We start from the raw sequence: 20,178 nt of genomic DNA, 5'->3' as shown, positions 1-20,178 counted from the left end.
CGCCTACAACATCATTCGTCTTCCGAAATTGATCGGATCGACGGGCGAAGTGTGTCTTATGGGAGGCAAATAGGCCAATATGATCAAGATATCGCCTGCGGCCAGCTCAAATACGGCCGATATCCGTCAAAAAATCGCACCCAAGCTCTCGATTGCGGCAACGCAGTGCCAATTTCAGCAGCCTGCTAGGGCATATCGAAGACAGCCGCATTGTCCTGAACCTCGCGAAGCCCCTTGTACGAGGCGTGGCGGAGATTGCCGTCATCCGTCCAGCCGCGAAACTCGATCTCGGCGATCAACGTCGGCTGCACGAGGACGAGGCGCTTGCCCTTCAGCGGAACGACCGGCTGGCTCGTCTTCAACCGGTCCAGCGTCTTTTTCAAATATTCAGCGTCGCTGGCAGTGAAACCGGTTCCGACGGAACCGACGTAAATCCAGTCGAGGCCTCGTCTGCCGGCCAGCAATAGGCTGCCGATGCCGCCGCGGGCGGCTGCAGACTGCTCATAGCCGACGATCATGAAGCTCTCGCTCTGGACGCACTTGATTTTCAGCCAATCGCCCGTGCGACCGCTACGGTAGGGCCGGTCGCGGTGCTTGGCAATGATGCCTTCCAGATGATGATGGCAAGCGTGCTCGAGGAGTTCTTCGGCCGGCAGATCTATCTCCTCGGAGATGCGGATCGTCTGATCGCCGCCGTCCGGTATCAGGTCTTCAAGCAGGTGCCGGCGTACATCAAGCTCGGTGCCTGTCAGATCGTGTCCATCGAGATAGAGAAGGTCGAAGGCAACGAGGATTGACTCGGTCGACACCCGCTTCCCGCCCCGCCCGCCGAGCGAACGCTGCAGGGCGCCAAAATCCGATCGGCCATGATCATCGAGTACAACGGCCTCGCCATCGAGAATGGCGGTCGTTACACCAAGCTCTTTCGCTGCCGCGGCTATGGTGGGGAAGCGGTGGGTCCAGTCATGTCCGCCGCGGGTGATGACCCGCACGCCCTTCGGCTCAATATGGATTGCCAATCGATAGCCATCCAACTTCACCTCATAGAGCCAATCCGGCCCCACGGGCACAGTCGGCTTCAGCAGTGCGAGGCAAGGCTCGATGCGCGACGGCATTGGATCGAAGGGCAGACTGGGCTGATCGGGATCGCGCTTGCGGATCGGACGAGACTGCAGCGTTGAGTGAGATTCGTCGAGCAAGGGCAGAATTGGGCGGCGCGGGCGCGTCATGATCAGGCCTAGCGCCTCCCCGGGCGGTTTTCCGCTTCGACCGACTTGCGCAGGGCATCCATGATGTTGATGACATTGCTCGGGGCCGGCTCTTGCTTTTCCTTGGACTTGGATTTTGCCCTGCTCGGCTTTTTCATCTGCTTCTTCTTCGCGTCGATGATGTCGAGGAGCTTGTCCTGAACCGGATCGGAAACCATCTTCGGGCTCCAGTGCTGCGTCTGCTTTTTAATGAGCTGCTGGACAAGCGGCATCATTTCGCTGTCGGCAGGCTGGCCATCGACTCTCTCGAAATAGGTCTCAGCGTCGCGCACCTCATCTCCATAACGTAGCGTCCAGAGCACGATGCCCTTGCCGCGTGGCTCCAGCATGACGGCGCGTTCCCGTCTCGAGATCACCAGTCTCGATATGCCGACCATATTCTCGGCGGCCATGGCGTCGCGAATGACCGAAAATGCCTCCTGGCCGACCGGATCGTCCGGAGAAAGATAATAGGGCGTATCGAGCCAAATCCAGTCGACGCCGTCACGCGGCGCGAAAACTTCGATGTCGATTGTCTTGGTACTGTCGAGCGCGATACTTTCGAGCTCCTCGTCTTCCAGAATAACATACTCGTTCTCACCGCGTTGATAACCCTTGACCTCGTCCTCATCCTTCACCTCCTTGCCGGTGACAGAATCCACGTAGTGGCTGACGACGCGGTTCTGCGTCTCTCGGTTCAAGGTGTGGAAGCGGACCTTCTCGTTTTCCGAGGTCGCCGGCATCATCTGCACGGGGCAGGTGACAAGCGAGAGCTTGAGGTAGCCTTTCCAGTGGGGACGAAGGGCCATGGCATCCTCCGATCAGCTGGCACGGCGGTGTTGAGCGGCGCCGGTGCCACGCGACTTCGCCGATGTAGCACGCGCTGCCTTCTGGCGACCTTTTCCGGCATTGGCGTTAGCTGCGGTGCGCTTGTTCTTGGCGGCCGCGGACATTCCGGCACTTTCACGCAGCGCCTGAAGCAGGTCGCTGGGCTTTGATGCGGGGGGTGCCTTCTTCTTCGGCAGCGTCCGGCCCTCGATCTTGGCCTTCACCAGCTCGGCGACTGCCTCCTCATAGCGGTCATCGAACTGCTTCGGATCAAATTCACCTTTCTTCGTATTGATGATGTGCTTGGCGAGTTCCAGCATCTCACCTTCGATCTTCAGGTCCGGCATTTCCTCGAAAGCCTTTTGCGACGAACGGACCTCATAGTCATAGTTCAAGGTGGAGCCGACCAAGCCGTTTCCGTGCGGCCGAATGAGAACGGTACGCAGACGCCGGAACAAGACCGTACGAGCAATTGCAGCAACCTTTGCCTTTTTCATGCCGTCGCGCAGCAGCTTATAGGCGTCTCCTCCTAACTTGTCGGGAGCAAGGTAGTAGGGCTTGTCGAAATAGACATCATCGACTTCATCGCATGGAATGAACGCCTCGACCGTAAGTGTCTTATCGCTGTTCGGAATCGCGGCCGCGACTTCGTCGGGTTCAAGGACGACATATCGCCCGTCCTCGATCTCGAAACCTTTGACCTGATCCTCGCGCTCGACGGGATCGCCGGTTTCGCTGTCGACGAACTCACGGCGAACCCGATTGCCGGTCTTTCGGTTCAGGGTGTTAAATGCGATCCGTTCGGACGAGGATGCGGCCGTGTAGAGCGCGACGGGAAACGCAACTTCTCCAAACTTGATGTAGCCTTTCCAATTCGCCCGCGGGGCAACCATCTGAGCGACTCCCTCACACAACCAACGCGAGTCAACTCAATCACCCGGCTGATTGTTCCGCCGCGAAACGAATCTAATTTCAAGGACTTAACGAACGACAGCCTCCCGTATTCCGAGTCTGGAGATGTTCTTGATTCGATGCATCTTTTTGCCACAGCGTGCGTTTCAAGAAGAAGGCAACCACAGGAATAGATGACATGACCAAGCGCGAACTTATCGATACCGGCACCGACAAACGCTATGTCCGCCGCAATAAGCAGGGACAGTTTAAGGAGAGCGACGACGTCGGACGCTCGCTAGCTGCCGATCGCCGTAAAAGGGCCAAGACGAAAGCAAAGGCCGGCGAGGGCGACCAAGGCGATCGCAACGTCAAGCATTGACGAGGTCGCCAATCGCATTGATCTCCCGCATCGGCCTCTTCGGCCACACAGCCGATGCTGGTCACCCGACAACCCCTTTTTCTTGGTCGCGGCAGGATCAGCGGGCGCTATACTTTGCGTCGAGATCATCCATGGCCTTGACGTTACCGGCAGAGCGGCCGTTCTCGTCAAAAGTCTGGGCAAGAAACGCGTCAGCGATCGACTTTGCAAGCTCCGTTCCGATGACGCGGGCTCCCATGGTGATGATCTGCGCATTGTTGGAAAGTGCTGCACGCTCGGCAGAATAGGTGTCGTGCGTCAGGGCGGCGCGGATGCCCGGAACCTTGTTGGCCGAGATGCAGACACCGATGCCGGTGCCGCAAACGAGAATCGCCTTGTCATAGGTGCCGTCGATGACGCCTGAGGCGACGCGGTCCGAGAGATTGGCGTAGAACGGATCGGCACCGGCGCTGGTGCGCGAGACTTCGTACACATCGAAGCGGTCCTTCAGATGGTCGGCCAGGATCTTGGCGAGACCTTCGCCGGCGCTGTCTCCTGCAATCGCAAGCTTCATTGTCTTTCTCCTCAGAGTTTGGCGGCGCATCTGGCCAGGATGTCGAGGTAACCTTCGACATCCCAGGCCGAACGGCCGATGAAGAGCCCGTCGATATGCGGGCTCGAAATCAGTTCTTCGCAGTTCTGCGGGTTGACCGACCCGCCGTAGAGGCAGGGGATCTTCCGGCCCAGCACAGTTTCGGCAACGGCGATGATTTCAGACTGGCGGGCATCCGCATAATCTGCGGTCGCCGGGATGCCCTTCTCGCCGATCGCCCAGACGGGCTCGTAGGCAAGCAGGATTTCGGCGCTTTTCTGGGCGCCCGAAAGTTTCGAAAGCGCGCCGCGCACCTGGGTTGCCAGGATGTCGGCGGCCTTTCCGCTCTCGCGGTCGGAAAGCGTCTCGCCAATGCAGATCAGCGGAATGAGACCGTGGCGAACGGCCGCTTCGGTCTTCAGACCCACAGTCTCGTCGGTCTCTCCAAAATGTTCGCGCCGTTCGGAATGGCCGAGCTCGACGAGATCGAGATTGCAGTCCTTCAGCATCACCGGCGAGACTTCGCCGGTCCAGGCGCCCTGGTCGGCCCAATGCATGTTCTGCGCGCCGACCTTCACCGAGGTCTTGGCAAGCATCGCCTTGACCTCGCGCACCGCCGTGAAGGGCGGAATGACGAAGCGCTGAATACGCGGGTCGCGCGCGGCATCGGCAGCTTCAAGACCGCGGGCGAAATGCTCGGCTTCACCAAGCGTCTTGTTCATCTTCCAGCTGGTGCCAATCCAGAAGCGCGGCTTTTCGGTCATGTCGGATCCTGCGTTGATGCAATGGTGAGCGTAATGCCCGCCTGCTCGAATTCCTCCAGAACAGCCGCATCCGGTGCGCTGTCGGTGATAATCGCGTCGAAATCGGCCAGATCCGCCATGACATGCAGGGCGGTGTGGCCGATGCGCTGGTGATTGACCAGAAGGCAGGTCCTGGTCGAGGACGCGATCATCGCCCGTTTGGCGCGAACGACGTTGTCGTCCATGTGATAGGCGCGCCCGCCGCTGACAGCGGGCGTCGAAATGAAGGCGATGTCGGCCCTCAGCCGCGACAGTGCCTCCTCGGTGACGACACCGAGATAGGCGTTGAATTTGGCCGAATAGATACCGCCGAGCGCGATCAGCCTGATGCCGGTTTCGCCTTTCAGCCGCTCCATGATCGCCGCGTTGTTGGTGATCAAGGTCAACGGCCGCTTCTGCAGCAGCATTTCTCCAAGTACGGCCGCCATCGAGCCGTCGTTTACCATCACCGTCATCCCCGGCTCGACCAGTTCCAGCGCGGTCTCGGCCATAGCCAGCTTGGCTTCGTTGCCCTGGCGTTCGCGAATGCGGAAGTCGCTTTCGAACTGCGTTCCGGCGTCAATGGTCGCGCCGCCGCGAACCTTGCGCAGGACGCCGGCCTGCTCGAGATCGTCGAGATCGCGATGGATCGTCATCTTTGACACGGTGAAGCGATCGGCAAGGTCGTCGAGATCGACGGTCTTGTTTTCGACGAGCAGGTTGACAATCAACTGCTGCCGCTCTTCCCGCCTCATCCCGGTCTCCACCCTCGTTTGATGTTAAGATAACGGAGTATGCGTGATAATCAACATTTATTATGTTATTTTGCGATCAAATGTTGTTGCTTTCGATCGTTACTTCAGCAGCGCCTGGGCGGTCCGCTCGTCGGTGATCAGCCCGAAAAGACGGCGGCTATTGAGAATTGCCCGGATGGCCGGCACTTTCGACTGTCCGCCCGCCAGCGCCACAAGCCGCTCTTTCTTGGTTTTGGGAAAAGACGCAGAGAGCGTGCGCGCCGTCAGCGCGGTCTCGAGGATATGGCCGTCGGCGTCGAAAAAATGTCCGAGGATTTCGCCGACGCCGCCCGCGGCAGCAATGTCGTCGATTTCACCGGGTTCAACCATGCCGGACAAAACAAGCTGCGCCTCGGCATCGACAGTTCCCAGGCCGACGAGCTTCAGATCGGCATTATTGGCAAGATCGAAGACCTCCTTGACGGCACGCTGCGCCTTCAGCACTTCGCGGTCCTCGCCGGTATTGGCGAAAAAGGGAACCGGCATCACATAGGCATGGGCGCCGGTCTTTTCGGCAATGCGATGCATCACGTCATAGGGATTGGCGCCGTAGTTTCGTGTCAGCCCGCCAAGCAAAGAGACGAAGCGCAGGTTCTTCGCACTCACCCTCGGCATATATTGGACGGCAGCGGAAAGCGTGCGGCCATGACCAAGGCCGATGACCGTATTTTCGCCGCGCTCGATCTCGCGCTTGAGATAGCCGGCGCCGGCATGGCCGAGTGCGCGAAGCGGCAAGCCTTCCTCGCCGAGATCGGGGGCGACCTCGCAATATTGAAGCCCGAACCGTTCCGAAAGCCGCATCTCCAGCTCGACGCATTCGACGATATCCCCGTCGATGGTAACTTTGACCACGCCATCGGCAACCGCTCTGGCGATCAGGCGATGAGCCTTTACCGACGGCACGCCGAGGCGACGAGCAACGTCGGACTGCGTCAGGCCACCGGCATAGTGAAGCCAGGCAGCACGCACGGCAAGCGTATCATCGGCGTCCGTCATCACGGCTCCTTTTCGAAGGTCATGCGGCGATTCCGCCGTATCGCAGTGCTGCCTTTTAAAGATCTCCGCCTCAGATGTTCAAGTCAGCGACGCCGGTGTCGATATGCGGCGCCCAGAAGGCGACGCTTTCGGCAATCTGCGGGATGACCTGGCGATCGTTCGGCTCGCGTTCCTTGAAGGAGAGTTCCAGGCAGATTTCATTGTCTTTCGCCCCACCTTCGGCCAGGGCCTGGAGCAGAGGTGCCGGCTGGATGCGGCCCTTGGCGTTGAATTCGGCGATAAAGGGCCGGTGCCCGCCCTTGTCCATCAGGCTCTGTTTGATGTGGATGATCGGCGATACCGGCGGGACGGCGCGCGCCCAGGCATAGGGGTCGTAGTCGTCGGGATCGGCGGAGGTGATGTCGCCATGATCGATATCCGCCATCATCCACATCGGGATGGCCATTCCGGCGGATGTCAGCCGCTCCTGCAGCGACAGGCAGGCGCCGATCGTCTCGCCGAACTCGCGGCCGATGCTCATCGGCTCCCAGAACATGTAGGAGAGGCCTGCAGCGCGCGCGTGCTCGGCGACATCGGCCCAACAATCGATGGCGATCTTGATCAGTTCCTCGCGTCTGACCGGATCGTCGAAGTCCTTATAGGTGAAGATCGCAAATTGCGTGCCGACCGAATGGCCGCCGAGATCGGCGGTGATGTCGGCAAAGGTCTTGAACCAGTCGACGTAGTAGCGGCGCACATCGGCATCCGGATGTCCGAAATGGTTGAGGCGCCCATAGGGACCGGTCATGCCCGAGGTGACCCGCACGCCGGTGCGCTTCATGGCAGCGCTCATCTTGCGCGTCAGGCGGTTAATCACGGGCGCCTGCCAGCTCGGATTGATGAACTCGTGGGTCAGCTGGAGGTCGCGGATTCGCAAATCACGCGCAACCGTATCGATCAGATCGTCTGGGTCGGCGAAGCGGTTCACCAGCGGATTGGTGTTGAGCGAAAGGGTCAGCGGCATGGCGGCATCCTTCAGGCGGCGGCAAGGCGGGTTGAAGCAAACCACTCGCCAAAGGCAGCGCGTTCCGCTTCGTTCAGATGGAGGTAGTGTTTGGTGCGGCGATAGAGGATGTCCTCGGCCGTTTCGGCCCATTCCGTGGCGACGAGATAGCGGGCCTCGGCCTCATAGAGCTGCCCACCGAAATGCCGCCCGAGCCCTTCTATGCCTGTCGCGCCGGCGACCACATTCCTGGCGCGGGCGCCATAGAGACGGCCGTAGTGATGCACGAGCTTGCGCGGCATCCAGGGATAGGTATCGCGCAGGCTGTTGGCGAAGCTCTCGTAATCGGCATTCGGAATTTCGCCGCCGGGCAGCGGCGCTTTCTCAGTCCAGTCGCCTCCCATGTTCGGGAAAATGTGCTTGAGACGCTGCATGCCGCGTTCGGCGAGCTCGCGGAATGTGGTGATCTTGCCGCCAAAGACGTTGAGCAGTGGAGCGCCGCTTGTCTCGTCGAGATCGAAGACATAGTCGCGGGTAACGGCAGACGGGTTGCCCTTGCCATCGTCAAACAGCGGGCGCACGCCGGAGAAGCTGTGCAGCACATCGTGGCGACGCAGCTTTTCCTTGAAGTAGCGATTGACCGCCTGGAGTAGATACTCGATCTCCGTCTCGTCGGCGGCGACATCCTCGGCCCGGCCTTCGTAGGCGATATCGGTCGTCCCGATCAGCGCCTTGTCACCCTCGTAGGGATTGATGAAAATGACGCGTTTGTCGTGGTTCTGCACCAGATAGGCATTGGCTCCCGGCCAGAACTTCGGCACGATGATGTGGCTGCCCTTGACGAGGCGAACATTGCGGCTGGAGTTCGACCCGGCGACGCGATTGATGATGTCCATCACCCAGGGGCCGGCGCAGTTCACCAGACATTTGGCACGAAAGGTTCGCGTCTCTCCCGTGGTGTTGCATTTCGTGACCACCGTCCAACCGCCGTTCTCGCGACGGGCCGACACGGCCGGCGAGCGGGTCAGCACCAAAGCGCCGTTTTCCGCTGCGCTCACCGCATTCAAGGTCACGAGGCGGGCGTCGTCGACCCAGCAATCGGAATATTCAAAACCGCGTGTGTATTGATCGAGGATCGGCGTGCCTTCCGGGTCGCGGAGCAGATTGAGCGTTCGGGTCCCGGGCAGCTTCTTGCGGCCGCCGAGATGATCATAGAGGAAGAGGCCGAGCCGCACGAGCCATGCGGGGCGATCTTCCGGGCTGTGCGGCAGGACGAAGCGCATCGGCCAGATGATATGCGGCGCGGCATTGAGCAGCACTTCACGCTCGATCAACGCCTCACGCACCAGGCGGAATTCGTAATATTCGAGGTAACGCAAACCGCCATGCACCAGCTTGCCCGAACGCGACGAGGTTCCCTGTGCCAGGTCGTCCTTTTCGCACAGCACGACCTTCAGGCCGCGGCCGGCAGCATCGCGTGCTATCCCCGCGCCGTTGATGCCTCCGCCGATGACGAAGAGATCCAGGAGTTCGGGTTCGGTCATGTCATGCTCCTTCGATGCCTGCTGCATCAGAATTACGCGCCCAGCGGCGACGTCGTTGCGGCTTCGGCAAGCTTGTCCCAGGCGGGTGCCATTGCCTGGCGTACATCGGTGTAGGCAGAAAAAAGCCGGTCGAACCTGTGGGCCTCGCTGGCATCCGGTATCTCCGGATCGCCGAGCAGCGGCGTCACCCAGTCGGCAATGCAATCGTCCATGCTGGAATAGACGCCGACAGCCACCGCGGCCATCATCGCCACGCCGGCCGCCCCGGTCTCCTCGCGGCGCGACTGGCGGATCGGTGCGTTGACGGCGGCCGAAAGTGAGCGGCGAAGGGCGACGGAGCGTGTTGCCCCGCCGGTGACCCGCAGCTCTTCGGGCATCGCGCCCATCGCCGCGTAGCAGTCGCGGGTGGCAAGCCCCAACCCTTCGACCACGCTGCGCAGCAGGTCGGGGAAGCCGTGACGCATCGAAAGCCCGGTGAAGCCCGCGCGCGCATTGGCGTTGACGAAAGGCCCACGTTCGCCCGCTTCGGAAATGTAGGGATGGTAAAGCACCGACCCCGGCCGGCTTTCTGCAAACCAGCCGTCGATGCGCGCAATGAGGTCTGCATGCGAAGCAGGCTTGCCCGCCTCAGCCATCAGATAGGCGGCGACATCGAGGATCCAGTCGATGTTGATCGTGGCGCCCATATTGGTCTGGACCTGAGTGACGATGCCGGGGATGGGCAGGGCGATCACATAGCCGGTGCCCTCGCGATTGAGCTGAACGTCGGCAACGGATTTGGCGCGCAAGTGCACGCCGGTCGAGCCGATCGTCGAGCAGGCGGCGTTGCGAGCGCCGCTGCGCACGCCTGCACCAAGCGCCGTCATCACCATGTCGACATAGCCGAGGCAGACCGGCGTTCCGGCAAGAAGCCCGCAGGCCTTCGCCGCCTCTGATGTCAGCTTGTGGCTGATCTCGCTGCCGTCGATGATTTCGGGCAGGAGCCCGCGTCTGTGGCCAAGGCCGAGCGCGTCGATCACGACGGCATCATACTGGCGCGTTCTGAAATTGCCGAAGGTGAAACTTGCCTCCGATGGATCGGTTGCCCGCACGCCTGTGAGGTTGAGATAGAGCCAGTCCTTGCAGTGCAGCGCCGCCTCCGCCCGATCGAGAAGATCCGGCGTGAAGCGGTCCATATGGGCGAGTTGCGCGCCCTGCTGGCAAGTGTTGAGACCGGTGCCCGTTGCCTCGAAGCGGGCCCGGTTCTGCGTTCCGCCGGCGAGCGACGTCACCGTCGGCGCGGCGCGCGCGTCGAGCCATAGCCAGGCATCGGCAACCGGCCTGTTGCCGCGGCCGACGAGCCAGGTGCCGTCGCCCTGTCCGGTGACGGCGATGGCTGCGGTGCGGGATGCGAGGGCGGGGACTTTTTCGCCGAGGCCACGCAACGCGCTGGCGCAATCGAGCCAGGTCTGATTCAGTGACTGCGTTGCCGAGCCATCATCTCCGGTGGCGTATCGGTTGCGAACGGAGGCGGTGGCGATCTGGCGGCCGGACAGATCGAAGGCGACAGCCTTGATGACCGAGGTGCCGGCATCTATCCCAATGATGATCTTCTCGGTCGATGTCATTGCAGGCCTATCTCGCCATCCTAGCAAGCGTCGCGACGGATAATACGCGCATCAAATTCATCTGAAGTCCTCCCGATCCCTCAACTCTCTGGGATGATGCATCCGGCTGCCAAATTCGGTTTTTAATCTCAGATCGAGCGCGCAGCCGAAACCTCCCTAAGCTCGCTTAAAAACATAACATAAAGATACCATAATGCCAGTAAGATTTTTCTAGCGATGTAATTTTTTTCATCTAAAATAGATGGGTACGGGCGTTGCGTCTGTGGCGCCCAGCGATTGCCGTGCGGCATCGAAAACGGTAGCGCCTGCAATGCTTAACGTGCAAAATATTGATGTGATAACAGATATATACTGCCATAATGCGATCGAATGACATGCGTGAAGCTGTTAGCATTTGCTGCCCCTTTTCGCTGCAGCGCAGCGTGATAAACAAGATGTGAGACCCTGCAATTTAATCGACAAACCTTGAAAGTGCCGTTGACAGCTCATAAAATTTATAACATCATTTACGGCATAAATAACATACTTCTATCACGGAAGCGCGCTTCCTGATGGAGAATTTGCAGGCCCAGGCGGTTGGAGGAGACGACCGCCGGTCTCGTTGAGGAGGCTTCCAATGCGAATTTTCGTCCAGAGTTGCGCTCTTGCGGGTGGCCCGCCGGCTTCTGTTCCGGTGCGACGCAATGCTTCAGCCCGCCTGCGATCATCGTCGCGCTAGCCCTCTCCATCTTGCCATTCCAAGCCAAGGCTGTCCGGACATGAGTACATCGCCCGATTATCCAGCATCAAAGCCGAGCAGCGGCAATCGCGGGCTCCTTGTCAGCGCGGCGTTGGCGGTTATCGTCGTTGCAGCGATCGCGTTCGATACGACGGTCGTCAGGATCGGTTCCGAAAACGATGTCCGCCAGCAGGCATTTTCTCCGGAAACCTTCGGCGCCGAGCAGTTCCCGAAGATCAAGGCGAATGTCGAGGAGCGGGCTGTTGCGGCCGGCGAGCTTGCGGCCGCCATTGCCGCCGACAAGAAGGCGGCGGCCGAGAAATACGGCACTGCGACGAGCACCGGACCGGTCATTCCCGTCACGCTGACCGGTGTTTTCGGCGCCCGCAAGTCGAATACCAACGAAATGAAGATCGATGGATTGCCTCCCGAGACGGTGGTCCGTGTCCAGACCGGCCCTGCGGTCAACGGCACGGACCTCCGCGATGCAACCGGCACCATCGAATTCGGCCAGTTTACCAACCAGATCCAGTATCAGGATGCCGGCTCGGCCATAAACAATGAGATGAAGAAGGCGGTTTTTGCGGGCCTGGATGCTGACGCCCTGGACGGAAAGCAGGCGACCGTGGTCGGCGTCTTCAAGCTCATCAACCCGAAGAACTGGCTCGTCACGCCGGTGAAGGTCGAGCTCAAATGAACCAGCCGCAACGCAGCAACGGGGCGAAAGGCGAGGTCGTCCTCGCTGCCCGCAACATCGCAAAATCCTACGGCAGCGTACATGCCCTGAAGGGAGTGAACTTCGACATTCGTCGCGGCCAGGTCACAACGCTGTTCGGAGAGAACGGCGCGGGCAAGTCGACCTTGATGAAGATCCTTTCGGGCGTCGCGCAGCCAAGCTCCGGCGAGATCATTCTCGACGGCTCGCCGATCAGCTTTAGCTCGTCGACCCATGCGCGCGAGTGCGGGATCTCGATCATTCACCAGGAGCTCAGCCTGGCCCCCAATCTCAGTGTCCGCGACAATATTTTCATGGGCCGGGAGATCATCAAGGGCGGTGTCGTCGACTTCGCTGAAGAGGCGCGTCAGACCCGCGCGCTGATGGAGGAACTCGAGGAAGACATCGATCCGCTGACGCGCGTCGAGGATCTTCGCCTCGGCCAGCAGCAGATCGTCGAAATTGCCCGGGCGCTCTCCGTCAATTCGCGCATCCTGATCATGGACGAGCCGACCTCGGCGCTGAGCGCGACCGAGGTGGAAGTGCTCTTCAAGGTCATCCACGATCTGACGAGCCGAGGCGTGTCGATCGTCTACATCTCGCATCATCTGGAAGAGGCGCTGCAGATCACCAATCATGCCGTCGTTCTGCGCGACGGAAACATGACGGCCTATGCCGAACGCAAGGATATCGATCTTGAGTGGATCGTCCGCAACATGGTCGGCGAGAATTTCGACCTCGGCAGCCCGCCGGAAGATCACCCGTTCGGAAACGTGTCGCTTTCCATCGAAAATCTCAGTGTCCCCGGTCCCTCCGGCGCCGCCTATAATGCAGTCGATCGTCTGTCTCTCAAGGTGCGTGCCGGCGAGATCGTCTGCATCTACGGGCTGATGGGCGCCGGGCGCACGGAACTGCTCGAGTGCGTTGCCGGACGTCTGCGCGCAAGCGGCGGACAGGTTCTGCTCGAAGGACAGGACGTCAGTGGGCTCAGCATAGCCGGGCGCATTGCCAGCGGTCTCGTGCTCGTGCCCGAAGATCGCCAGCGCGACGGCCTCGTCCAGACGATGACGGTCGGCTCCAATCTGTCGCTTGCGAGTATCCGCGCCTTCACCAAAGGGCTTTTCACCTCCGGCCATCGGGAGCGCGATCTCGTCAATGACGCGATCCGGCGGGTGCATGTGAAAACCGATGGCGGCGCAGCTTCGATCGGCTCGCTCTCCGGCGGCAACCAGCAGAAGGTCGTCATCGGCAAGATGCTGGCAACCCAGCCGAAAGTCATCCTGCTCGATGAGCCAAGCCGCGGCATCGACATCGGCGCCAAGGCGGAAGTTTTCAAGTTGCTCGCGGAGCGCGCCAAGCAGGGATTGGCGGTCATCTATTCGACGTCCGAAGTCAATGAATGCCTGAGCATCGCGCACCGCATCATCGTCATGCATCGCGGCAGGATATCGGCCGAGTTCGGCTCGGATGTCACCAAGGAAAAGATCATGGCCGCCTCCGGCGAAGCCGTGGTCGCGCACTAGATCAGGATGATTTTAGGCCCGATCAGCCTAAAATCTGAATCCTGATCTAAATCAAAGAAGTAGAGCATGATGTCGTCCGAAAACCGCGCACACTTTTCGGCATCATGCTCTAGCCTGGATTATGGAGCACTGATTATGTCAGTCACGAACGTCACCGAAAAGAAAACAGTTTCCAGCGGGCCGAAGCGCAATACCAATATCGTGCGTCTCATCCTGGAGGGCCGGGCCTTCTTCGCGCTGATCGTCATCATCGCGGTCTTCTCATTCCTGTCGCCCTATTACTTCACTCTGAACAACTTCCTGATCATGGCGTCGCACGTCGCGATCTTCGGCATTCTGGCGATCGGGATGCTGCTCGTCATCCTCAATGGCGGCATCGACCTTTCGGTCGGCTCGACGCTTGGGCTTGCAGGCTGCATTGCCGGTTTCCTGATGCAGGGCGTCACGCTCACCTATTTCGGCGTCATCCTTTATCCGCCGGTCTGGGCCGTCGTCGTCATCACATGTGCGCTCGGTGCGCTGGTCGGTGCAGTCAACGGCGTGCTGATCGCCTATCTCAAGGTGCCTGCCTTCGTCGCTTCGCTCGGCGTGCTCTACGTGGCCCGCGGTATCGCTCTCCTGATGACCAACGGCCTCACCTACAACAATCTCGGCGGCCGTCCGGAACTCGGCAATACCGGCTTCGACTGGCTCGGCTTCAACCGCCTCGCGGGCATTCCGATCGGCGTCATCGTGCTTGCGGTTCTCGCCATCATTTGCGGCATCGTGCTGAGCCGCACCGCCTTCGGCCGCTGGCTCTACGCCTCAGGTGGGAACGAGCGTGCCGCCGACCTCTCCGGCGTCCCGGTCAAGCGCGTGAAGATCATCGTCTATGTGCTTTCGGGCGTCTGTGCCGCAATCGCCGGCCTGGTCCTCTCCTCGCAGTTGACCTCGGCCGGTCCGACGGCAGGCACAACCTACGAGCTGACGGCAATCGCAGCCGTGGTTATCGGCGGCGCGGCGCTGACCGGCGGCCGCGGTACGGTCCGCGGCACCATGCTCGGCGCCTTCGTTATCGGCTTCCTTTCGGACGGCCTCGTGATCATCGGCGTCTCGGCCTACTGGCAGACCGTATTCACCGGCGCCGTGATCGTTCTCGCCGTCCTCATGAACAGCATCCAATACGGCCGCCGGGTCAAATCGTCCTGACGGCTGAGACCGAAACTTATCCACGACGGCAGGCTGGAGTCCAGAAAGCCGATTGGGGAAAGCAACGCCGGATCTTCGGCAATAACTGAGCTCACGAATGGGAGAGAGACTATGTTTAAGAAAGGCATGCGCATACTTCTGGCCGCCGCGGCCGTAGCACCGCTTCTGGCAAGCTCGGCTTGGGCAGCGGGTATGATGACGATCATCGTTAACGATCCGTCGAATCCCTATTGGCTGACGGAAGGCAATGTGGCCAAGGCAACCGCCGAAAAGCTGGGCTACACGGCCTCGGTCAACGCCCACAAGGGTGACACCAATACCGAAAGCAACCTGATCGATACGGCGATCACCAACAAGTCTGTGGCGATCATCCTCGACCCGGCAAACGCCGACGGTTCCGTCGGTGCGGTCAAGAAGGCCGTTGCTGCCGGCATCCCGGTCATCCTCGTCAACGCCGAAATCAACCAGGAAGGCCTGGCGAAGGCGCAGCTTGTTTCCAACAACGCACAGGGTGCCGCTCTCGGCGCGCAGCAATGGGTCGAAGCGATCGGCGACAAGGGCAACTATGCCGAACTGTTCGGCGCTCCATCCGACAACAACGCGGCGACGCGCTCGAACGGCTACGAGACTGTCCTTTCGCAGTATCCGGATCTGAAGAAGGTGGCCCAGGAAGTTGCCAACTGGGACCGCACCCAGGGCCACAACAAGATGCAGTCCATGCTGCAGGCCAACCCGGATATCGTCGGCGTCATCTCGGGCAATGACGAAATGGCGCTCGGTGCGATCGCCGCACTCAAGGAAGCCGGCAAGCTCGCCAATGTGAAGGTCGGCGGCTTCGACGGTTCTCCGGATGCCGTTGCTGCCATCAAGGCGGGCGAACTCCAATACACCGTCCTCCAACCGGTTGCCGTCTTCTCCGAAGAAGCCGTCAAGCAGGCCGACAACCTCATCAAGACGGGTAACACCGGCGCCAAGAGCGAGAAGCAGCTCTTCGATTGCCTGTTGATCACCAAGGACAACATCGACAAGTACACTGGCCCGTTCGTTCTGGCGCAGTAAACGGTAAAGGGCGCTCGCAAGAGCGCCCTCATTTTCGTGCTGGAAGCGATGGCCGACGATCCAACCGCCGGTTGCGTTTCGCCTTTTTGCCTTGGCGCGGCAATCACTGTACGAAGCTGGGATCCATAATTCAGCGACAGGGGTGACCCGTGACACAGAAGACCAGCCGGGACGACGATCTGTTGGACCAGCTCACCAGCGACAGCCGGCAGACGCGCCAGATCGCGCGCCGCCGCATGATTGCAGAGGCCGTGATGGGTGAAGGCTCGATGCGGATTGAAGACCTGACCGACCGCTTTGGGATCAGCCTGATGACGGCTCACCGCGATGTCGATGAACTCGTCAGCCGCGGCCTCTTCAGGAAGACGCGCGGCATCGTCACTGCGGCGGCGACCAATCTCATCGAATCCAGCGACGTCTATCGCTCGAACCGTCAGTCGGCCGAAAAGAAGCTGATCGCCGAGGCGGCAATGCAATTCGTCGAACCGGGGCAGGCGATCTTTTTCGACGACTCGACCACGGTTCTTCAGATGGCGGCACATCTGCCTTCGAAGGCGCCGGTCACCGCAATCACCAATTCCCTGACTCTGATGAATGCGCTGACGGGCCTGCATGACGTGACGCTGCTCGCCCTCGGCGGCCAGTATTACAATTGGTGCAATGCCTTCATGGGTCGCATGACCATCAACGAGATCAAGGCTCTCAGGGCCGATATCGCGTTCATCTCGATGTCGGCGATCAGCGATGGCACGGTGCTGCACCAGTCTCCTGAGACAGTCGATACTAAGCGCGCAATGTTCGATTGTTCCATAAAACGCATCCTGCTCGCCGATCATACCAAGTTCGAACGGCGTGCGCTCCACAGTTTCGCAGCACTGGATGAATTCGACGTCGTCATCGTCGACGACAAGACCCAGCCGGTGCACATCGACCGCATGCGGTCCAGAGATATCAACGTGGTCATCGCCAGGGGCGCCGGAGGGCGCTCCTGACGGCGCCGACCCGTTGCTCCTCATGAGGTAAACTTGAATGCCGACACTGCTCGGGATCGATAGTGGTTTGACAGTCACCAAGGCCGTCATCTTCGATATCGACGGCACGCCGCTTGCAGTCGCCCGTCGCCGCGTCACACAGTTCATTCCGAAGGCACGCCATATCGAGCGCGATATGGATGAATTGTGGAACGCGACGGCCGATGCCATCCGCGAAGCGATTTCACTCAGCGGACGGCCGGCAAGCGACATAGAGGGCATTGCCGCCACCGCACATGGAGACGGCATCTACCTGCTCGATCACGCCCGGAAGCCGCTCGGCCGGGCCATTCTCTCGCTGGACAGCCGGGCAGGGGCGATCGTCGACCGGTGGACAGATAGCGATGTCGCCGACCTGGCGATCGACCTGACGGGGCAGATCCCGCATGTCTCCGCGCCATCGGCATTGCTTGCCTGGATCCGTGAAATGGAGCCTGAGCGCTACAAGCGCATTGGCCATTTCATCAGCTGCAAGGATTGGCTGCGGTTCTGCCTGACCGGGATCATCGGTACGGATCGCACCGAAGCGAGCACCTCCTTCACCAATGTCAAAACGCAGAACTACAGTGAAGATGCCCTGCAGCTGTTTGGATTGCAGGATCTCGTCCACGCCCTGCCGCCAGCCTCCCGCTCCGACCAGATCGTCGGACGCGTCACCCCTGAAGCCGCGCAGCTAACGGGCCTTGCCGAAGGAACGCCTGTCGTTGCCGGTCTACACGACGTCACGGCCTCGGCGCTCGGGGCAGGAGGCTATGCCAAGGGCGTTGTCGCAGTCATTGCCGGGACCTATTCGATCAACGAGACGCTTTCGTCGGAACCGCGTGTCGACCGACGCTGGTTCTGCCGCAACGGGATTGCGCCCGGCATCTGGAACAGCATGTCGATTTCCCCTGCATCGACAGCCAATTACGACTGGTTTCTGGACACGCTCTGCGCTGCCGAGCGAACGAGTGGCGAGGTACAAGGCAACTCGATCCACGCCCTGCTGGCGCCCGAGATCGACGCCGCCTTCGAACGTCCCTCGACGGCGCTCTTCCATCCCTATCTCTTCGGCTCGCCTTACGGCGCAGCAGCCAGCGCCGGATTCTTCGGGCTCGGTGGATGGCACGATCGCGGCGACATGCTGCGCGCTGTGCTTGAAGGCATCGCTTTCAATCATCGCATCCATGTCGACGCGCTTCGCGACGGCTTTGCCTTCGATCAGGCGCGGCTCGCCGGTGGCGTCTCGCGCAATCCTGCCGTCGTGCAGATGTTTGCCGATGTGCTTGGCATGCCGGTCACGGTCACCGAGACGGATGAGGCGGCCGCCTGGGGTGCTGCGCTTTGTGCCGGGTCTGGCGCCGGTATCTTCGCCGATCCGCAGAGCGATCCGCGCGACACGGCCTCCATCACAAAGTCTTGCCAGCCCGATGCGGCGCGCAGCGCGGATTATGAAAAGCGTTACCGGGTATTCCGCGACATTGCCGACGCGATGATCCCCCTTTGGCCGAAGATTGCCGCGCTTGCGCCGGAGCAATCGGCAAACTGAAAGACAGATGCCTGCTGCGGCGGGCGATTTAGGACGATGAGCATGACCCCCGATTTGCAGCAGCGCTTCTCGAACCTCGGCGAGAACGATATCGACGTTTTGATCATCGGGGCGGGCATCAACGGCGTCGGCCTGTTCCGCGACCTCTCGCTACAGGGTGTCAATTGCCTGATCGTCGACAAGGCCGACTTTGGCTCCGGCACCAGCGCCGCACCATCGCGGCTCATTCACGGCGGCCTGAAATATCTGGAAACGGGTGAGTTCGGACTGGTTGCGCAGTCGACGCTTGAGCGCAACCTCCTGCTGAAGAACGCGCCGCATTGCGTCGAGCCGCTGCCGACCTTCATTCCGGTCTTTTCCTGGACCCGCGGCATCTGGGCAGCGATCAGGACGCTCTTCGGGTCGAAGACAGCGCCACGCAGCCGTGGTGCAGTTCTCATCAAGATCGGGCTTCGGCTCTACGACTTCTTCGGTTCCCGCGACCAGGTCATGCCGCGCCACCGGCTGATCCTGAAGAAACAGGCGCGCAGGGAGATGCCGCACATTACCCCCGCCATCGTCGCCGGGGGCATCTATTACGATGCCAAGATCAGCAGGCCGGAGCGGCTCGTCTATGAGCTCGTGCGTGATGGTCTCGATGCGAATGCGGGGAGCCTCGCGGGGAATTTCGCGACACTGGCCGCCGTTTCAGAAGGGCGTTTGACCTTCCTGCAGCCTGATGGTCGCGAGTTCAGCGTCGCTCCCAAGCTGGTCGTCAATGCGGCAGGCCCTTGGATCGATCAGGTCAACACTTTGCTCGGCGCTCCATCGCGGCTGATCGGCGGCACGAAGGGTTCCCATATCCTGCTTGACCATCCCGAATTGGTGCGAAGCCTCAACGGCCACATGATCTATTTCGAGGCCGACGACGGCCGCATCTGCCTGGTCTACGACTATCTCGGGCTGGCACTGGTCGGGTCGACCGACATTCCGGCAGGTGATCCGGACAATGTCTCCTGCGAGGAGCCCGAAACGGAGTATTTCCTCGAAAGCATCCGCTCGCTGCTGCCGACGCTTCGCTTTGATCGCGATCAGATCGTTTACAGCTATAGCGGCATCCGCCCGCTGCCGGCATCGGATGCGACCGCACCGGGGCTGATCAGCCGCGACCACTCCGCGCCGGTGAAGGAACCCGACGACGGCAGACCTTTTCCGGTCATTTCGCTGGTCGGAGGCAAGTGGACGACGTTCCGCGGCTTTGCGGAAGAGGTCGCCGACACCGTTCTCTCCCGGCTGCAGCGCCGACGCAGCCAGTCGACGCGCTATCTGGCGATCGGCGGCGGCAAGGCCTTTCCGGCGGATGCTGAGCAGCGTAACGCCTGGATCAGCGATGCCGCGGCGCGCAGCGGCGTTGCTGCCGAGCGTGCCGACGAACTGCTCGGCCGCTACGGCACGACGGCTGTGGCCCTGCTTTCTTCTGCTTCCAGCTATTCCGACGAACAACGCCTGACGGGTGCGCCGCACTACAGTCTCCGGGAGATCGACTGGATCGCCCGGAACGAAATCGTCGTCCATCTGTCGGACATCGTGATGCGCCGCACGACGCTCGCGATCGAGGGCCGGTTGACGCTGGAAGGCTTGCGGGAAATTGCCGGCGTTGCCGGGGCAGCGCTCGGCTGGAGTGCCGAACGCACGGCAAGCGAAGTCGAGGAGGTTGTCAGCCAGCTGAGCCGTTTCCACGGCCAAACGCTGACGGGCAAGCCTGCCGCTGCCCAGCCGGAAAAGGCCGCACGCCCGGTCTCAGGCTAACTTA

The 20,178-nt window shown here is 60.8% G+C and carries 19 protein-coding genes; 9 read left to right on the top strand and 10 right to left on the bottom strand.

The features are described from left to right. Positions 1-189, top strand: a 189-nt coding sequence (locus tag V8P77_RS11940; protein WP_335912883.1) for a hypothetical protein, incomplete at its 5' end; no start/stop codon positions are given. Here V8P77_RS11940 and ligD read toward each other — a convergent pair. Genes ligD through ku (V8P77_RS11925) form a run of 3 tightly spaced genes read right to left on the bottom strand, consistent with a single transcriptional unit; the run spans position 186 to position 2,968 of the window. Beyond that, entirely contained in the window at positions 186-1,229 is a 1,044-nt protein-coding gene (gene ligD / locus V8P77_RS11935) for a non-homologous end-joining DNA ligase (RefSeq protein ID WP_335912878.1), read from the bottom strand. The two genes, V8P77_RS11940 and ligD, sit on opposite strands and share 4 nt — an antisense overlap. An 8-nt stretch (positions 1,230-1,237) precedes the next feature. Next, the gene (ku, locus tag V8P77_RS11930) at positions 1,238-2,056 is read right to left on the bottom strand and encodes a non-homologous end joining protein Ku (RefSeq protein WP_335912876.1); all 819 of its coding nucleotides are present in this window, start codon (positions 2,054-2,056) and stop codon (positions 1,238-1,240) included. Between the two features lie 12 nt (positions 2,057-2,068). After that, complete coding sequence (gene ku, locus V8P77_RS11925; protein ID WP_335912874.1) at positions 2,069-2,968, bottom strand: non-homologous end joining protein Ku; 900 nt, start codon at positions 2,966-2,968, stop codon at positions 2,069-2,071. Between the two features lie 197 nt (positions 2,969-3,165). Here ku (V8P77_RS11925) and V8P77_RS11920 point away from each other — a divergent pair, with 197 nt between their 5' ends. Next, complete coding sequence (locus V8P77_RS11920; RefSeq protein WP_335912872.1) at positions 3,166-3,348, top strand: hypothetical protein; 183 nt, start codon at positions 3,166-3,168, stop codon at positions 3,346-3,348. A 97-nt stretch (positions 3,349-3,445) separates the two neighbouring features. On the opposite strand, the gene derI is transcribed toward V8P77_RS11920, so the two are convergent. From derI to V8P77_RS11885, 7 genes are all read right to left on the bottom strand, one after another. Next, a complete protein-coding gene (gene derI, locus V8P77_RS11915; protein ID WP_072641292.1) occupies positions 3,446-3,901 on the bottom strand; it encodes a D-erythrulose-4-phosphate isomerase in 456 nt (151 codons plus the stop codon). Positions 3,902-3,912: 11 nt separating this feature from the next. Then, a complete protein-coding gene (locus V8P77_RS11910; protein WP_335912866.1) occupies positions 3,913-4,683 on the bottom strand; it encodes a triose-phosphate isomerase in 771 nt (256 codons plus the stop codon). Continuing rightward, the gene (locus V8P77_RS11905; RefSeq protein WP_335912865.1) at positions 4,680-5,456 is read right to left on the bottom strand and encodes a DeoR/GlpR family DNA-binding transcription regulator; all 777 of its coding nucleotides are present in this window, start codon (positions 5,454-5,456) and stop codon (positions 4,680-4,682) included. The genes V8P77_RS11910 and V8P77_RS11905 overlap by 4 nt, the downstream gene beginning before the upstream one ends. 99 nt (positions 5,457-5,555) lie before the next feature. Continuing rightward, positions 5,556-6,491, bottom strand: a complete 936-nt coding sequence (locus V8P77_RS11900) for a sugar-binding transcriptional regulator (RefSeq protein WP_335912864.1) — start codon at positions 6,489-6,491, stop codon at positions 5,556-5,558. 70 nt (positions 6,492-6,561) lie between these two features. After that, positions 6,562-7,494 carry a sugar phosphate isomerase/epimerase family protein gene (locus V8P77_RS11895; RefSeq protein WP_335912863.1) on the bottom strand — a complete coding sequence of 311 codons (933 nt, stop codon included), beginning with the start codon at positions 7,492-7,494 and terminating at the stop codon, positions 6,562-6,564. A gap of 11 nt (positions 7,495-7,505) precedes the next feature. After that, complete coding sequence (locus V8P77_RS11890; protein WP_335912862.1) at positions 7,506-9,017, bottom strand: glycerol-3-phosphate dehydrogenase; 1,512 nt, start codon at positions 9,015-9,017, stop codon at positions 7,506-7,508. Between the two features lie 32 nt (positions 9,018-9,049). After that, positions 9,050-10,624: an FGGY-family carbohydrate kinase gene (locus V8P77_RS11885; protein WP_335912861.1), complete on the bottom strand. Its 1,575-nt coding sequence runs from the start codon at positions 10,622-10,624 to the stop codon at positions 9,050-9,052. Between the two features lie 758 nt (positions 10,625-11,382). On the opposite strand from V8P77_RS11885, the gene V8P77_RS11880 reads away from it, so the two are divergent. From V8P77_RS11880 to V8P77_RS11850, 7 genes are all read left to right on the top strand, one after another. Next, positions 11,383-12,039 (top strand): DUF2291 family protein, encoded by a 657-nt coding sequence (locus tag V8P77_RS11880; RefSeq protein ID WP_335912859.1) that lies wholly within the window; start codon positions 11,383-11,385, stop codon positions 12,037-12,039. Then, complete coding sequence (locus V8P77_RS11875) at positions 12,036-13,580, top strand: sugar ABC transporter ATP-binding protein (protein ID WP_335912857.1); 1,545 nt, start codon at positions 12,036-12,038, stop codon at positions 13,578-13,580. The genes V8P77_RS11880 and V8P77_RS11875 overlap by 4 nt, the downstream gene beginning before the upstream one ends. A 135-nt stretch (positions 13,581-13,715) precedes the next feature. Continuing rightward, positions 13,716-14,768, top strand: coding sequence for an ABC transporter permease (locus tag V8P77_RS11870; protein ID WP_335912856.1), 1,053 nt, complete (start codon positions 13,716-13,718; stop codon positions 14,766-14,768). A 111-nt stretch (positions 14,769-14,879) separates the two neighbouring features. After that, positions 14,880-15,827 (top strand): D-ribose ABC transporter substrate-binding protein, encoded by a 948-nt coding sequence (locus V8P77_RS11865; protein ID WP_017956522.1) that lies wholly within the window; start codon positions 14,880-14,882, stop codon positions 15,825-15,827. Between the two features lie 149 nt (positions 15,828-15,976). Further along, positions 15,977-16,819, top strand: coding sequence for a DeoR/GlpR family DNA-binding transcription regulator (locus V8P77_RS11860; protein ID WP_335912855.1), 843 nt, complete (start codon positions 15,977-15,979; stop codon positions 16,817-16,819). Positions 16,820-16,856: 37 nt separating this feature from the next. Then, positions 16,857-18,386, top strand: coding sequence for an FGGY-family carbohydrate kinase (locus tag V8P77_RS11855; RefSeq protein WP_335912854.1), 1,530 nt, complete (start codon positions 16,857-16,859; stop codon positions 18,384-18,386). Positions 18,387-18,422: 36 nt separating this feature from the next. Continuing rightward, positions 18,423-20,174, top strand: coding sequence for a glycerol-3-phosphate dehydrogenase/oxidase (locus tag V8P77_RS11850; protein ID WP_335912852.1), 1,752 nt, complete (start codon positions 18,423-18,425; stop codon positions 20,172-20,174). Positions 20,175-20,178: the final 4 nt, after the last annotated feature.

The sequence above is a fragment of the Rhizobium aouanii genome (genome assembly GCF_037002925.1).
Classification (GTDB): domain Bacteria; phylum Pseudomonadota; class Alphaproteobacteria; order Rhizobiales; family Rhizobiaceae; genus Rhizobium; species Rhizobium aouanii.
Note: the sequence above shows the minus strand (reverse complement) of the source record. Positions and strands in the feature narration are given on the sequence as shown.